Source organism: Streptomyces sp. Pv4-95 (genome assembly GCF_045782725.1).
In the GTDB taxonomy this organism is placed as follows: domain Bacteria; phylum Actinomycetota; class Actinomycetes; order Streptomycetales; family Streptomycetaceae; genus Streptomyces.
Map to the genome: position 1 here is coordinate 6,395,217 of NZ_CP127172.1, position 14,645 is coordinate 6,409,861.

General features: G+C 75.8%; 11 protein-coding genes and 1 pseudogene. 2 read left to right on the forward strand and 10 right to left on the reverse strand.

All coding sequences use genetic code 11. The annotated features are described in order from the left end of the window. Positions 1-401 precede the first annotated feature (401 nt). The gene (locus QOM21_RS27965; RefSeq protein ID WP_407555864.1) at positions 402-1,493 is read left to right on the forward strand and encodes an amidohydrolase family protein; all 1,092 of its coding nucleotides are present in this window, start codon (positions 402-404) and stop codon (positions 1,491-1,493) included. 220 nt (positions 1,494-1,713) lie between these two features. Here the strand turns inward: QOM21_RS27965 and QOM21_RS27970 are convergent, their stop codons facing one another. Further along, a complete protein-coding gene (locus QOM21_RS27970; RefSeq protein ID WP_407555865.1) occupies positions 1,714-2,679 on the reverse strand; it encodes a bile acid:sodium symporter family protein in 966 nt (321 codons plus the stop codon). Positions 2,680-3,123: 444 nt separating this feature from the next. Between QOM21_RS27970 and QOM21_RS27975 the strand changes: the two genes are divergently transcribed. Next, a complete protein-coding gene (locus QOM21_RS27975) occupies positions 3,124-4,068 on the forward strand; it encodes an SCO1860 family LAETG-anchored protein (RefSeq protein ID WP_407555867.1) in 945 nt (314 codons plus the stop codon). A gap of 154 nt (positions 4,069-4,222) precedes the next feature. On the opposite strand, the gene cobC is transcribed toward QOM21_RS27975, so the two are convergent. The 9 genes and pseudogenes from cobC to QOM21_RS28020 all read right to left on the reverse strand — a co-directional run bounded on the left by cobC (position 4,223) and on the right by QOM21_RS28020 (position 14,615). Continuing rightward, entirely contained in the window at positions 4,223-5,344 is a 1,122-nt protein-coding gene (cobC, locus tag QOM21_RS27980) for an Rv2231c family pyridoxal phosphate-dependent protein CobC (RefSeq protein ID WP_407553764.1), read from the reverse strand. Continuing rightward, a complete protein-coding gene (locus tag QOM21_RS27985; protein WP_407555869.1) occupies positions 5,328-6,245 on the reverse strand; it encodes a sirohydrochlorin chelatase in 918 nt (305 codons plus the stop codon). The genes cobC and QOM21_RS27985 overlap by 17 nt, the downstream gene beginning before the upstream one ends. 180 nt (positions 6,246-6,425) lie before the next feature. Then, positions 6,426-6,911, reverse strand: a pseudogene (locus tag QOM21_RS27990) (cobalamin biosynthesis protein); the annotation flags it as partial. Continuing rightward, positions 6,908-7,579 carry a VOC family protein gene (locus QOM21_RS27995; RefSeq protein WP_407553765.1) on the reverse strand — a complete coding sequence of 224 codons (672 nt, stop codon included), beginning with the start codon at positions 7,577-7,579 and terminating at the stop codon, positions 6,908-6,910. The pseudogene QOM21_RS27990 and the gene QOM21_RS27995, both read right to left, overlap by 4 nt. Further along, positions 7,576-9,003 carry a cobyrinate a,c-diamide synthase gene (locus QOM21_RS28000; protein ID WP_407553766.1) on the reverse strand — a complete coding sequence of 476 codons (1,428 nt, stop codon included), beginning with the start codon at positions 9,001-9,003 and terminating at the stop codon, positions 7,576-7,578. The genes QOM21_RS27995 and QOM21_RS28000 overlap by 4 nt, the downstream gene beginning before the upstream one ends. A 7-nt stretch (positions 9,004-9,010) precedes the next feature. Further along, on the reverse strand, positions 9,011-9,607 hold the full coding sequence (cobO, locus tag QOM21_RS28005; RefSeq protein WP_407553767.1) for a cob(I)yrinic acid a,c-diamide adenosyltransferase: 597 nt from the start codon (positions 9,605-9,607) through the stop codon (positions 9,011-9,013). After that, complete coding sequence (locus tag QOM21_RS28010) at positions 9,607-11,838, reverse strand: putative cobaltochelatase (protein ID WP_407553768.1); 2,232 nt, start codon at positions 11,836-11,838, stop codon at positions 9,607-9,609. The genes cobO and QOM21_RS28010 overlap by 1 nt, the downstream gene beginning before the upstream one ends. Before the next feature lie 121 nt (positions 11,839-11,959). After that, entirely contained in the window at positions 11,960-13,561 is a 1,602-nt protein-coding gene (locus QOM21_RS28015) for a cobyric acid synthase (protein WP_407553769.1), read from the reverse strand. 10 nt (positions 13,562-13,571) lie between these two features. After that, positions 13,572-14,615 (reverse strand): cobalamin biosynthesis protein, encoded by a 1,044-nt coding sequence (locus QOM21_RS28020; RefSeq protein WP_407553770.1) that lies wholly within the window; start codon positions 14,613-14,615, stop codon positions 13,572-13,574. Positions 14,616-14,645: the final 30 nt, after the last annotated feature.

Below are 14,645 nucleotides of genomic sequence, written 5' to 3' on the forward strand. Positions count from 1 at the left end.
AGCGGAGGGATGTCCCAATTTGACCAGGAAGTTCGGGGCGAAACGGACACCGTGTGTAGTCGGTCACAGGTCCGTAACGTCCTGGAGACCGGTCCGAATTACGGCACTTGCCACCTGCGGAATCGTGGCGTTTGAGGTGCGGAAAAGCGGGCAGAAGAATACGGGAAGCTAAGCTTCTCAGGAATTTGGAATTTGCCGGTGGAAGGTCTACCGAGCGTACGCGTGACTCTCTCCGCGAGACACACCGGAAGATGTGCGAGATGATGGGCGGGAACGCCCGCCAAGGAATGTGCAAGGCGCCGCCGGGATTCTCTGCCGTGGCGCGGAAAAGACTGTCGCGCGCGCGGAGGCCGCCCCTCGGCCGGTCGCGGCGCGCCGCTTAAAGTGCCGCTATGACGTCCATGAGCGAAGGTGCGGCGCTGCACCTCAAGGGGAGGGTCCTGGCGGGCCCGGAGGATGTGCGCGACGAGTTCTGGGTCGTGGGCGGGCGGGTGACGTTCCAGCGCCCGACCGGGATCCGGGACCTCACCACCGTCGAGGGCTGGATCCTTCCGGGGCTGGTCGACGCGCACTGCCATGTCGGGCTCGACGCCCACGGCCCGGTCGACGCAGGGACCGCCGAGAAGCAGGCGCTCACCGACCGTGATGCCGGCACTCTGCTGATCCGCGACGCCGGATCGCCCTCGGACACCCGCTGGATCGACGACCGGGCGGACCTGCCACGGATCATCCGCGCCGGCCGCCACATCGCGCGCACCCGCCGCTACATCCGCAACTACGCCCACGAGATCGAGCCCGAGGACCTGGTCGCCTACGTCGCCCAGGAGGCCCGGCGGGGCGACGGCTGGGTCAAGCTCGTCGGCGACTGGATCGACCGCTCGACCGGTGACCTGGAGTCCTGCTGGCCGCGGGGCGAGGTCGAGGCGGCCATCACCGAGGCGCACCGGCTGGGCGCCCGGGTGACCGCCCACTGCTTCGCGGAGGACTCCCTCGCGCCGCTCGTCGAGGCCGGGATCGACTGCGTCGAGCACGCCACGGGCCTCACCGAGGACACCATCCCGCTGTTCGCCGAGCGGGGTGTCGCCATCGTGCCGACGCTCGTCAACATCGGGACGTTCCCGCGCCTCGCCGCCGGCGGGGAGGCGAAGTTCCCGCGCTGGGCGGACCACATGCGGCGGCTGCACACGCGGCGCTACGACACCGTGCGGGCCGCGTACGACGCCGGGGTGCCGATCTTCGCCGGTACGGACGCGGGCGGCTCACTGGCGCACGGGCTGATCGCGGAAGAGGTCGCGGAGCTGCGGAAGGCCGGGCTGCCCGCCGTGGCCGCGCTCTCCGCGACGACCTGGGGGGCCAGGGAGTGGCTCGGCCGCCCCGGACTCACCGAGGGCGCTCCGGCGGACCTGGTCGTCTACGAGGCGGATCCCCGTGAGGACGTGCGGGTGCTCGCGGCGCCGCGCCGCGTGGTGCTGCGCGGGCGGGTGGTCGGCTGAGGCGCGCCCCGGAGCGCGGGGTGCGGTCAGGAGGGTGGCCGTACGCCGCTCTCCCGGCCTGTGGGGCCATGTGGGTGACTCGGGGGGCCCGATGCCCCTCGGGAGCCCGTCACGCCCCGGTCTGCTCGCGAGAGCCGGGCCGGTGAGGCGCCGGGCCCCTCGCGAGCGGAGCGGCACGAGGCGGCTGGGTCCCGCGCCCCCGGAGTCTTGGCCCGGGGCTCTAGCCCTGCCGGCGCGCGGACCGTGCCATCCAGGCGGCGACCAGCGCGCCCGAGACGTTGTGCCAGACGGAGAAGACCGCGGCGGGCAGCGCGGCGGCCGGGCTGAAGTGGGCGGTGGCCAGGGACGCCGCGAGCCCGGAGTTCTGCATGCCGACCTCGAAGGCCATCGCCCGGCTCGCCGGGCGGCCCAGCCGGGCCAGCTTCCCGGACGCGTAGCCGAGCATGAGGCCCAGCCCGTTGTGCAGGACCACCGCGAGCACGACCAGGGCGGCCGCGTCCTTGATCGCCTCGGCGCTGCCGGACACCACGGCCAGCACGATGGCCGCGATGGTGACGGCGGAGAGCCACGGCAGGGCGCCGAGCACCCGGTCGACCCAGCGGCCGGCGACCACCCGCACCACCAGCCCCGCGATCACCGGGAGCAGCACGGTCTTGAGGATGTCGGTGACCATGACTCCGGCGTCCACGTCGAGGAACTGCCCGGCGAGGAGCAGCGTCAGCGGGGGAGTGATGAGCGGCGCCAGCACCGTGGAGACCGTGGCCACCGAGACCGAGAGCGCGACATCGCCGCGGGCCAGGAAGGTCACGACGTTCGAGGCCGTACCGCTGGGGGCGCAGCCGACGAGGATCACGCCCGCCGCGAGCTGCGGCGGCAGGTCGAGCGCGGTGGCGATCAGCCAGCCGAGCCCCGGCATGATCACGTAGTGCGCGACCAGGCCGAGCCCGACCGCCCACGGCCGCTTGGCGACCGCGGTGAAGTCCGGCGGGGTCAGCGTCAGGCCCATCGAGAACATCACCACGCCGAGCATCCACGGCACCGCCGGCGCCCAGCCGGTGAAGTGCGCCGGCCACAGGAGGCCGACCGCCCCGGCGGCGAGTACCAGCAAGGGGAAGACCGTGACCGCCCGGCGGGCCGCGCGGTCGGACGCGGGAAGGTCGCCGGTGGGTGCGGGCGGCTCCGGTATGCCGGATTCCGCGGCCGGTTCGGGGCTCTGGTTCGTCTGCTCGGTTGACACGGCGGCACCCTAGCTTCCGCATGCGTGTAGGAGGCACGGGATTCCGGATGGTGGACGTCGGGGCTCCGCGGCGGCCGGCCCCGGGGCGATCAGCCGGTCGCCTGCTGGTCACCCCTGAGGTGGGACGGCTGGGACACGGGGGGCGGGTTGCATCGAATAAATTCGAAAAAAGACACGGAAACCACCCATTGGGATGAACTCACGTCACGTGGCTGCCCGTTCACCCTCGGTGCGGCCACGATGTGCGGGTCGAGGTCGTCGGCCCGCGTGATGTCCCCCATGGCGCGGCCGACGGCTCACTTCTCTTGTGGGGGTTCCACACACGTGTCCACCAGATCCACCAGCTTCTTCGGCGTGCCCGTACGCGGCCGGGCGGCCGGTTCCGCCGCCCCGCTGCCGGCCCGCCGGCTCGCCGCGACCTTCGTCGCCACCGCCTTCGCCGCCGGCCCCGCCGTCCTGCTCGGCGCCGTCCCGGCGCACGCCACCGGTGACCACGGAGCGGATGGCGGCACCTCCGGCGCGGTCGTGCTGCGCACCGCCCTGGACGTCGGTCTGCTCGACAAGACGGTCAAGGTGCCGCTGCGGGCCGCGCTCAACGAGGTGCGTGCCCCGGCCTCCGCGGAGAAGACCTCGCTGACCGTCGAGCTCGACGGCATCAACCAGGGCAGGCCGTTCAGCGTGCTGCGGGCGGACGTCGCCACCGCGCGGGCCACCGCCGCCCGCGGCCGGACCGAGGGCTACGCCAACGTCGCGCACGCCAAGGTGCACGTCCCCGGCCTTCCGCTGCTCTCCCTGATCGAGGTCGAGCAGGTCACGTCCAAGGCCGTCTGCGAGGCGGGGAAGCGGCCCCGGGCCGAGTCGAACGTGCTGGGCACGGTGCGCGTCCTGGGCAAGAAGGTCACGCTGAGTTCGAGCGGCACGACCGACGTCAAGGTTCCGGGCGTCGGGGAGGTGCGGCTGGACCTGTCGAGGAAGAGCGTCACGTCCAAGTCCGCCGCGGCCACCGCCCTCGACCTCAAGGTCTCGGTCAACCCGCTGAAGCTGAACGTCGCCGAGGTCGAGGGCCGGGTCACGCTCGCCCAGGCCACCTGCACCGCGCCCCGCACCGCGCCGCCCGAGGACGGCTCGGGCGGCACCGGCACCAGCGGTGGCGAGGGCTCCGGCCCGAGCACCCAGACCGGCTCCGGCCCGAGCACCCAGAACCTCGCGGAGACCGGCGGCAGTTCCGCCACGCCGTATCTCGTCGGCGGCGCGGCCCTGCTGGTCGCCGCGGGTGCCGGATCGCTCGGCTACGCCCGCCGGCGCCGGGGCGCCGCGCCGCAGGGCGGCCGCGGCTGACAAGCCCCGTATCCGCGCTCGGTGCCGTGGGGGCGCCGGGCGTGGATACGGCCCGAGGTGTGCCGCGTGGCCGGTGACGGCCGGCGCGGTGTGCCTCACCCCGCCGGGGTCCCCGTAGAAGCGTGGTTCACGGGGAACCCGGCGGGGCTCTCGGTCAGTTGGCGGGCTCCGCCGCCGGGCCGGTGGCGAGCACCTCCGCGAGGGCCGTCACGAAGCGGTCCGTCGTCGCCCGGTCGCGGACGGCGAGCCGGAGCCAGTCGGGTCCGAGGCCCGGGAAGGTGTCGCCACGGCGCACCGCGAAGCCGCGCTCGCGCAGCCCGGCGCGTACCGCCGCCGCACGCGGCAGCCGGATCAGCACGAACGGCCCTTCGGCGGGGCCGACGGCCCGTATCCCGGGGAACTCGCCCAGCCTGGCCCGCAGATGGTCCCGGTCGGCGGCGATCCCGACCGCCGCCGCGGCCGCCTCGTCGAGCGCGGCGGACTCGCAGCACGCCTCGGCCGCGGCCAGCGCCGGGCTGGAGACCGGCCACAGCGGCTGGGCCCGCTCCAGGGCGGCGACGGTGCCGGGCTCGGCCAGCACATAGCCGACGCGCAGCCCCGCGAGCCCCCATGTCTTGGTGAGGCTGCGCAGCACCACCAGGCCCGGCAGATCCGTGCGCCCGGCCAGCGACGCCCGCTCACCGGGCACCGCGTCCATGAACGCCTCGTCCACGACCAGCGTGCGGCCCGGACGCGCCAACCGGGCCAGGGCGTCCGCGGGATGGAGCACGGAGGTCGGATTGGTCGGGTTGCCGACGACCACCAGATCGGCTTCGTCGGGCACCGTCGCACCCGCCAGCCGGAAGCCGTCGTCCTCGCCGAGCAGCACCCGCTCCACCGTGTGCCCGGCGTCCCGCAGGGCCGCCTCCGGCTCGGTGAACTGCGGATGCACCACGACCGGCCTGCGGGCGGCCACGGCGCGGGCGATCAGCACGAAGGCCTCGGCGGCGCCCGACGTCAGCAGCACCCGTTCGACCGGCAGGCCGTGCCGCGCCGCGACCGCCCGGCGTGCCGCCCGGCCGTCCGGATACGCGGCGAGACCGTCGAGGGACGCGGCGATCCGGGCCTTGAGCCAGGCCGGGGGAGTGCCGGTCCTGACGTTGACCGCCAGGTCCGTCAGCCCGCCGTCTGCGCCCCGTACTTCGGCGTCGCCGTGGTGTCGCAGGTCGGGCTCGTGCGGCGGCGGGGACTGCGGCCGTACCGCCGGCCGCCGTGCGGACTCAGCCGGCGCTGACATGGCCACCCCGCTCCCCGGCCGGACCCGCCTGCTCCGGTGCGCAGGCCGTGCCGAGGCCGTCCTCCGCCGCCACCGCGCAGTCGGGGTGCCCGTCCCGGAGCAGGGGATCGCCGGCCACCGCCTCCCGGTAGCGCTCCATGACCACGTCGGCCAGTTCCGGTTCGGGGCCGATCACTCCGGCGCCGAGCACCTCGATGCCCGGGTGCGCCGCGGCCCAGCCCTCGGACTGCATCCGCAGCCGCGCCAACAGGTCACCGCGGAACAGGAAGTAGGGCAGCACGACGATGCGTGGCGGGCCGCCCCGTCCCGGGGCCGCCGCGGCCAGCACGCTGCACCGGTCGAGCCCGGCCGGCACGTCGGGTGCCGCGTGCGAGACGAACGCGGTCTCCACACCGGCGAAGCCGCGGCCCTCCCAGAGCAGGCGCGCGGCCCGCGCCACCTCGGCGTTGGCGTGCGGGTCGGGGGCGCCGCGGCCCACCAGCAGCACCGTCGTACGGGCCCGGTCCTCCGGCCTGCGGGCGCCGCCGCCCAACGCCTCGTCCAGCCGCCGCTCCAGCACGGCGAGCAGCTTGGGGTGCGGCCCCAGTTCGGCGCCGCAGGCGTAGTCCAGGCCGGGGTGGCGCTCGGCCGCCCGCGCCAGCGAGACGGGGAGCGCGTCGGGCGCCTGCCCGCTCGGGTCCAGCAGCAGCGGCACGGCGGCGATCCGGGTCGCGCCCCGCTCGACCAGCTCCTCGACGGCGTCGTCCAGTGGCCGGACCGGTGAGGAGCCGAAGAAGCCGCCCGCGACGGGCACGTCGGGGTGGCGCTCGTCGAGTGCCCGCACCAGGGCACGCAGGGCCTCGGCCCCGCTGGCGTCTCGGGTGCCGTGACCGGCGATGAGCAGAGCGGGAGGGGTGGTCACAACGTCTCCTTGGAGCCGGGGTCTCGCTGTCGGGCGCGGCGGTGCGGACGGCGGGCCGCTGCGGGGCGTGGTGGGGGAGGTCATGACGATATCCGCCGGGTGCAAGGGGGCGGTGGCCGCTCCCCACGTACTGTCGGTAAGGCCCGAGGTGTCCGGTCCCGTCCCGATGGCGAGCGCGCAGGTCGCCCGGGCCGCACGGCCGTACGGCGCCGACTTCCGCTTGCCCGCGACCAGTTCGGCCCCCGGCCCGGCGGCGAGCAGCGCGGCGGCCTCCGCGACGCTCGGCGTCCCGACCGCGGCCGAAGCGGCAGCGGACGGCGCCGGTACCGGCACGGTCGCGAGCACCTGCGCCGGGAACGACCGTAGCGGCACCCCGAGCCGCCGTGCCGCCCCGACCAGCCCCGGCTCCGCGGCCTTGGCCGTCGCCGTCGCCAGCGCGGTCAGCGCGCCCGCCGGCCGTCCCGCGGACGCGAGGGCGGCCGCGATGAGGTCCAGCACCTCCGCCACCGCCACGCCCCGGCTCGCTCCGACACCGACGACCAGTGGTGCGGCGGGCGGTAGCGGCTGCTCGCCCTCCGTTGCCGGAGGGCGCGCCGCACGAGCGGGTCCGGTCCGCGGCGCCTCGCCGGCGCCGTCGCGCGGCCCGCCTCCCGCCCGGCCCGTCATACCGCGACAGCTCCCCGGCCGAAGGCCACCGGCCCCTGCCGGCCTGCCAGGACGGCGGTGAGCCCGCCGGGCCCGCTGGTGAGCGGCTGTCCCGGCCACCGTGCGCCGAGCGCCGCCAGCCGGCCCGCGACGGCGTCCGGCTCGGGGTCGCTCGCGGTGAGCGAGACCAACGGCAGTTCGGGGAGAGGGGCGTCGGACGGGTGCTGCGTGTCGCCCCAGTCGAGCAGGAACGGCGTGCGGCCGCCGCCCGCGCACGGCGGCGTCAGCCGCCAGGCGATACGGCCGCCGTCCGGGGCCCGGCGGCTCATCGCGACCGCGTCGCCGGGGTCGTAGCCGTGGGCCCGCGCGTGGGCGACGGACGACGCGATGCCGGTGACCCGGACCGCCCAGGTGACCAGTTCGGGACCGGACAGCGCATCGATGCCGAACCACCGCGGTCCGTCCGGCGCGGGCTGCTCCGGATCCGGCCCGATGATCTCGAAGTAGGCCCCGCCGCCCAGCCCCAGCAGGTGATTGCGGGTACCCCGGCCCGGATGGCTGCCGCCCGGGGCGGGGCGCACACCGGTCAGTTCCGCCACCTCGGCGACCGTGCGGTCCAGGTCCGGGGTGGCGTAGACGAGATGGTCCAGCACGGCGGCCGGGCCGCCGGCTCCCCGGCCGCCGGTCACCCGGCACCGCCCGGCGCGGCGGACGGCGTGCTCCGTGCGGCGCTCTCGACCAGGCGGCCGGCCAGCGAGGGCTCGGCCGCCCAGTGCACATGCAGATACGAGGCGTGCACGCCGCCGCTGACGAAGCCCTCGACCCGGCGCTCCGGGTGGGTCAGGCCCCACGCGGGCGACGCCCCGGCGCCCGGCTCCAGCGTCGTGCGATGGAACTCGTGGCCGCGCACCCGCGTCCCGGCGGCCGCCAGCGCGTTGTCCTGGAGCGCCACCGCCTCCCGGTAGCCCAGCGTGAGCCGCTCGGTCATCCGGGCGTCCGCGGGCAGCACCCCGCACATCGGCTTGCCGTCGATGGAGCGGGAGAGGTAGAGCAGCCCGGCGCACTCGGCGGACACCGGGGCCCCGGAGGCGGCCAGCGCGGCCACCGCCGATCGCAGCGGGGCGTTCGCCGACAGGTCCGGCGCGTACACCTCGGGGAAGCCGCCGCCGATCACCAACCCCTGGGTGCCGGGCGGCAGTTGCTCGTCGTGCAGCGGGTCGAAGGGCGCCACTTCGGCGCCCGCGGCGGCCAGCAGCTCGGCGTGCTCCGCGTACGAGAAGGTGAAGGCGGCGCCTCCCGCGACGGCGATCAGCGGCTTCCCGGCGGCCGCGTCGGTGGGAGCGGCCCCGGCCGTCGCGCCGACGACGGGCGCCACCTCCGCGGCCGGATCCCAGGGCGTGTCCGTCAGCCGCGGCACGTCGTGCGCCAGGGCCAGCAGCGCCTTGAGGTCGCAGCCCTCGCGCACCCGCGCGGCGAGTTCGCGCACCGACTCCACCGCGTCCGTACGGCGCTCGGCGACCGGCACCAGGCCCAGATGCCGCGACGGGGTACGGGCCTGCTGCGTACGCCGCAGGGCGCCGAGCACCGGCACCCCGGACGATTCCATCGCCTCGCGGAGCAGCGCCTCGTGGCGGTCCGAGCCGACCTTGTTGAGGATCACCCCGGCCAGCCGGACCTCCGGGTCCCAGGACGCGAAGCCGTGCACCAGCGCGGCCACCGACCGGGACTGCGAGGACGCGTCCACCACCAGCACCACCGGCGCCCGCAGCACCTTCGCCACCTGCGCCGTCGACGACAGCTCGCCCTGCCCCGACGCCCCGTCGAACAGACCCATCACGCCCTCGACGACCGCCAGGTCCGCGCCCGCCGACCCGTGCAGGAACAGCGGGGCGATCCGGCCGGTCCCGCACAGGTAGGCGTCGAGGTTGCGGCCCGGGCGGCCGGTGGCCAGGGAGTGGTAGCCGGGATCGATGTAGTCGGGGCCCACCTTGTGCGGGGAGACCGCGAGGCCGGCCTCGGCGAACGCCGCCATCAGGCCGGTGGCCACCGTCGTCTTGCCCGCTCCGGAGGCGGGCGCGGCGATGACCAGCCGCGGGATCGTCGCTCCGCTCACGCCGCGCTCACCATTCGATGCCCCGCTGGCCCTTCTGGCCCTCGTCCATCGGGTGCTTGACCTTGGACATGTCCGTCACCAGGTCGGCGAAGTCCACCAGGGGCCGAGGGGCGTTGCGGCCGGTGATGACGACGTGCTGCGTACCCGGGCGGTCGCGCAGCACCGACACCACCTCCTCGGTGTCGATCCAGCCCCAGTGCATCGGGTAGGCGAACTCGTCCAGCACCAGCAGCTTGTAGGTCTCGGCGGCGAGATCCCGCTTGACCTGCTCCCAGCCCTCGCGCGCCGCGTCCTCGCTGGAGGCGATGTCGCGCTGCACCCAGGACCAGCCCTCGCCCATCTTGTGCCAGGCGACGCTGCCGCCCTCGCCGGTCTCGCCGAGGACCTTCAGCGCGCGCTCCTCGCCGACCTTCCACTTCGCCGACTTCACGAACTGGAACACCCCGACCGGCCAGCCCTGGTTCCAGGCGCGCAGCGCCAGACCGAAGGCGGCGGTGGACTTGCCCTTGCCGATGCCCGTGTGGACGAAGACCAGCGGCCGATTGCGGCGCTGGCGGGTGGTGAGCCCGTCGTTCGGTACGACGGACGGCTGTCCCTGCGGCATTACGCGACCCTCCGGGATCCTTGAGTGTGATCAGTGGTGCGGGCGGTCCTGCCGCCGGCTGCGTGAGCTGATTCCTGCACACCGCTCCGGCCGCGGCCGGCGGGGCCCGACCGTGCGGTGTGCCCGCCGTGGCTTCCCTGCACCTCACGGACGAGCGCCGAGACGCTGTCCGCGCGCAGCTCGTCGAGGGTGACCGCGGTGCCCTGCAGGGCCCGGGCCAGTTCGCCCGCCAACCCCAGCCGGACGGGCCCCTGCTCGCAGTCCACGACGACCGACGCGACGCCCTCCGAGGCCAGCAGGCGGCCGGCTCGGGTGGCCCGCGGCAAGGGCTGGTCGCCGCCGGTCGCGCGGCCGTCCGTGACGACCACCAGCAGCGGCCGGCGCGAGGCGTCCCGCATCCGCTCCACGCGCAGCACCTCGTGGGCCTTGAGCAGGCCCTCCGACAGCGGTGTCCGCCCGCCGGTGGGCAGCTGCTCCAGCCGCGCCGCCCCCGCCTCCACCGAGGAGGTCGGCGGCAGCGCCAGCTCGGCGCCCTTCCCGCGGAAGGTGATCATGCCGATCTTGTCGCGGCGCTGGTAGGCGTCGAGCAGCAGCGAGAGCACCGCGCCCTTGACCGCGCTCATCCGCTGCCGCGCCGCCATCGAACCGGACGCGTCCACGACGAACAGCACGAGATTGCCCTCCCGGCCCTCGCGCACCGCCTCGCGCAGATCGTCCCGGCGCACCACCAGGCCCCGCCCGCTGCGCCCGCGGGCCCGCTGGTGCGGCGCCGCGGCCTGCACCGTCGCGGACAGGTGCAGCTTGCTCAACGCCCCTTGCGGGCGCCGGGCGCCGGTGGTCCGGCCGTGCGCGGTACGGGCCCGCGACCTGCGGCCGTCCGCACCCTCGCCCAGTCCGGGAACGTCCAGCCGCCGCGTGGTGAACGGCTCGGCCGCACCCACCGCCGCGCGCTCCGGTCCGGGGCCCGCCGGGGGCTGTTCGGCGGACGGCTCGGGGGCCGGTGCTCCGGTGTCGGCGGGGTCTGCCGTGCCCGACTCCGGCTCCGGGCCCGCCGGGGGCGTCCGGTCGTCCCGGCCCTCGGGCCCGCCGTCCTGCGGCGGCTGCCCGCCGGGACCGTCCGGGCCGCCGTCGGGGCCGCCGTCCGGGCCGTCGGGTCCGCCCTCGGGACCGCCGTCCGGCCCGTCCGGCTCCGGGTCGTCGTCGCCGTCGTCCGACCCGCCGAACTCCTCCAGCGTCTCGTCCAGTTTGTCCTCGTCCAGGCCCGGCGCGTCGAAGGGATTGCGGCGCCGCCGGTGCGGCAGCGCGAGGAGCGCGGCCTGCCGGACGTCCTCGGCCAGTACGTCGGTCCGCCCGGCCCAGGCCGCGAGCGCGGTCGCGGTGCGCGCCATCACGATGTCCGCGCGCATCCCGTCCACCTCGAACGCCGCGCAGGTCGCGGCGATCTGCCGGAGGGCGGCGTCCCCGAGCGTCACGGCGGGCAGCCGCTCCCGCGCCGCCGTGATGCGCAGGCGCAGCTCGTCCTCCTCGGCGGCCCAGCGCGCCGCGAAGCCCGCCGGGTCGGCGTCGTAGGCCAGCCGGCGGCGGACGACCTCGACGCGCCGGTCCGGCTCGCGGGAGGCCGCGACCTCGACCGTCAGCCCGAAGCGGTCCAGCAACTGCGGCCGCAGCTCGCCCTCTTCGGGGTTCATGGTGCCGACGAGCAGGAAGCGCGCCGCGTGCCGTACCGAGACGCCCTCGCGCTCGACGTAGGAGGCGCCCATCGCCGCCGCGTCCAGCAGCAGGTCCACGAGGTGGTCGTGGAGCAGGTTGACCTCGTCGACGTAGAGCACCCCGCGGTGCGCGTCGGCCAGCAGGCCGGGCTCGAAGGCCTTGACGCCCTCCGACAGCGCCCGTTCGATGTCCAGCGCGCCCACCAGCCGGTCCTCCGAGGCGCCGACGGGCAGTTCGACCATCCGCGTCGGGCGGTCCTCGCCCGCACCCGCCTCGTGCGGGCCGTCCGGGCAGGCCGGGTCGGGCGCGACCGGAGCGCAGGAGAAGCGGCAGCCGGTGATCACGTCCACGGGCGGCATCAGCGACGACAGGGCACGCACCGCCGTGCTCTTGGCGGTGCCCTTCTCGCCACGCACCAGCACACCGCCGACCGCGGGGCTGACCGCGTTCAGCAGCAGCGCCAGCCGGAGATCGTCCATGCCGACTACCGCGGTGAAGGGATAGTTGGGAGTCGTGGTCATGCGTTGATGCCTCCTGCGGGCGCACTACGCCCGCGCACGTGATCTGCCACCGCGGCCCCGGCCGCCGTGGCACTGTGGCCCCCGCTTCCACGGGGGTGGTACGTCCTTGTCCGCCGGCTCCTCACGGCGCGCCCGGAGGGACGAACGGCAGCCCCTGCGGCACCCCCTCCTCGATCAGCCGCAGCAGCGCGTCGGTGTCCGCGTGCTCCTCGATCAGATCGCCCAGCCGGTCCAGCTGCTCCTCGCGCAGCGTGCCGAAGCAGGTGTCGGGGGCCGGCACGAAGGCCCGGCCCGCGTCCGCCGCGACCTGCCGCAGAAAGGCCCGCCGGAACGCGTCGCTCTCCAGCGAGCCGTGCCAGTGGGTGCCCCACACCGAGCCGACCCGGCACCCGTCCAGACTCTGCCCGCGGCCGTCGGAGATGAACGTCTGCCCGCCGTTGACCTCGGCCACCCCGTGGTGGATCTCGTAGCCCTCCACGGGCTCGTCCAGCGCCTGCCCGACGGGGCGCGCCAGCGTCTTCTCCACGGCGAAGCGCACCCGGACGGGCAGCAGCCCGAGGCCGGGCACCGCGCCCGCCCGCGACTCCACCTCGTCGTCGATGTGCTCGCCGAGCATCTGGAACCCGCCGCAGATGCCCAGCACCGGACGGCCCTCGGCGGCCCGGCGCGCGATCGCGTCCGCCAGACCGCGCTCGCGCAGCCACTCCAGCGCCCGGACCGTGCCCCGGGTGCCCGGCAGCACCACCAGGTCCGCGTCGGCCAGTTCCTCGGCCCGGTCCACGAACCGCACGACCACGCCGGGTTCTGCGGCCAGCGCGTCCACGTCCGTGAAGTTGGACATCAGCGGCACCGCGGCCACCGCGACCCGCAGGACGTCCGCGCCGTGCGGCGGCGCCACCACGCTCTCGCGCACCGCGCCGCGCAGCGAGACCCGCAGGCCGTCCTCCTCGTCGATGCCGAGCCCGTGGGCGAAGGGCAGCACGCCGAGCGTCGGCCGGCCGGTGAGGCCGCGCAGCATCTCCAACCCCGGCTCCAGCAGCGTCACATCGCCGCGGAACTTGTTGACGACATAGCCCGCGATCAGCGACTGGTCCTCCTTCGACAGCAGCGCCGTGGTGCCGAAGAAGGAGGCGAACACCCCGCCCCTGTCGATGTCCCCGACCACCACGACGGGCAGCCGGCCGGCCCGCGCGATGCCCATGTTGACGATGTCGGTCCGGCGCAGATTGATCTCGGCGGGGCTGCCCGCGCCCTCGCAGATCACCGCGTCATGGGTGCGCCGAAGTTCCTGGAGGCAGTCGGTGACCGTACCCAGCAGCGCCTCGCGCCGCCCGGCGTACGGCCCCGCGCCGGGCGTCCGGCCGTCGGGGTGCCCGAAGTATCCCGTGGCGCTCAGCTCGCCCACCGGCTTGCCCAGCAGCACCACCTGGCTGCTGCGGTCGCTGCCGGGCTTGAGCAGCACCGGATTCATCAGCGCCGTCGGCTCGACCCGGGCGGCCGCCGCCTGCATCGCCTGCGCCCGTCCGATCTCCGCGCCCTCACGCGTCACGAAGGAGTTCAGCGACATGTTCTGCGCCTTGAACGGCGCGACGCGGACGCCCTGGCGAACCAGCCACCGGCAGATGCCGGCCGTGACCACGCTCTTGCCCGCGTCGGACGTCGTGCCGGCCACCAGCAGGCCACCGCCGACGGACCCGCCGGACACCTCGAACCGTCCCGTCACCGGGCCCTCCTCATCTGCCGGGGCATCGCTGTGCCGTGAGCCGTGCCGAACCCGCCCGGCCGTGCGCCCTCGCCGCCCGGACCGCGCCCACCGCGAGCCGGCCCGCGACCGTCGTCGCCAGCGCCAGCACGCTCACCCGGCGCGAGAGCCGGACCGCCCGCTCGATGTCGGGCACGCCGACCGGTCGCGCCGCGCCGTTGAGCACCGGCCGGTGCTCCACCCGCCCGCCGTACGCCAGCGTGCCGCCCAGCCGGACGCCAAGCGCCCCCGCGAACGACGCCTCCACCGGGCCCGCGTTGGGGCTGGGGTGCGCGCCGCCGTCGGCCCGCCAGGCGTTCAGCGCGCCGCGCCGGTCGGGGCCCGCGAGCACCGTGAGGGCCGCGGTCAGCCGGGCCCCGGGCCAGCCGGCCACGTCGTCGAGCCGGGCCGACGCCCAGCCGAACCGGCGGTATCGAGGCGATTTATGACCCACCATCGCGTCCAGGGTGTTCACCGCACGGAACGCCACCAGGCCGGGCACACCGCCCAGCGCACCCCATACCAGCGCGCCGACCACCGCGTCCGACGTGTTCTCCGCGACCGACTCGACCACCGCGCGCGCCATCTGCGGCTCGTCCAGTGCCTGCGGGTCGCGCCCGCACAGATGCGGCAGCCGCTCCCGCGCCAGATCCGGGTCGCCCGCCGTCAGCGCGCCGCCGATGGCCCGCGCCTCCCGGCCCAGCGAGGTGCCGCCCAGCACGGCCCAGACCGTCGCCGCGGTCAGGGCGACGCCGGCGGCGGTACGGGTGCGGGCGCCACCGCCGGGAAGCGGCGAGGTCAGGGAGCCGCGTACGGCGCGCTGCACGAGCGCGGCGCCCGCGGCCGCGCCGCCCGCGCACAGCAGGGCATGGGCCGCTCCCCGGCCGCGGTGGTCGCGCCACAGCCGGCGCTCGACGGCACCCGCGGCCCGGCCGAACGCGGCCACCGGATGGCCGCGCCGGGGGTCCGCCGCGATCAGGTCGCCGAGAAAGCCGAGGGCCGCGCCGCACGCGTACGTGGCGTGTTCGGCACGCATCGGATCAGACCGCCGTCAGTCCTCGAAGGG

What these genes read in the sequence shown, in the direction of transcription:
- QOM21_RS27965 (WP_407555864.1), top strand. Translation starts at nt 402, where the DNA reads ATGAGCGAAGGTGCGGCGCTGCACCTCAAGGGGAGGGTCCTGGCGGGC.
- cobC (WP_407553764.1), bottom strand. Translation starts at nt 5,344, where the DNA reads ATGTCAGCGCCGGCTGAGTCCGCACGGCGGCCGGCGGTACGGCCGCAG.
- cobO (WP_407553767.1), bottom strand. Translation starts at nt 9,607, where the DNA reads ATGCCGCAGGGACAGCCGTCCGTCGTACCGAACGACGGGCTCACCACC.
- QOM21_RS28010 (WP_407553768.1), bottom strand. Translation starts at nt 11,838, where the DNA reads ATGACCACGACTCCCAACTATCCCTTCACCGCGGTAGTCGGCATGGAC.
- QOM21_RS28020 (WP_407553770.1), bottom strand. Translation starts at nt 14,615, where the DNA reads ATGCGTGCCGAACACGCCACGTACGCGTGCGGCGCGGCCCTCGGCTTT.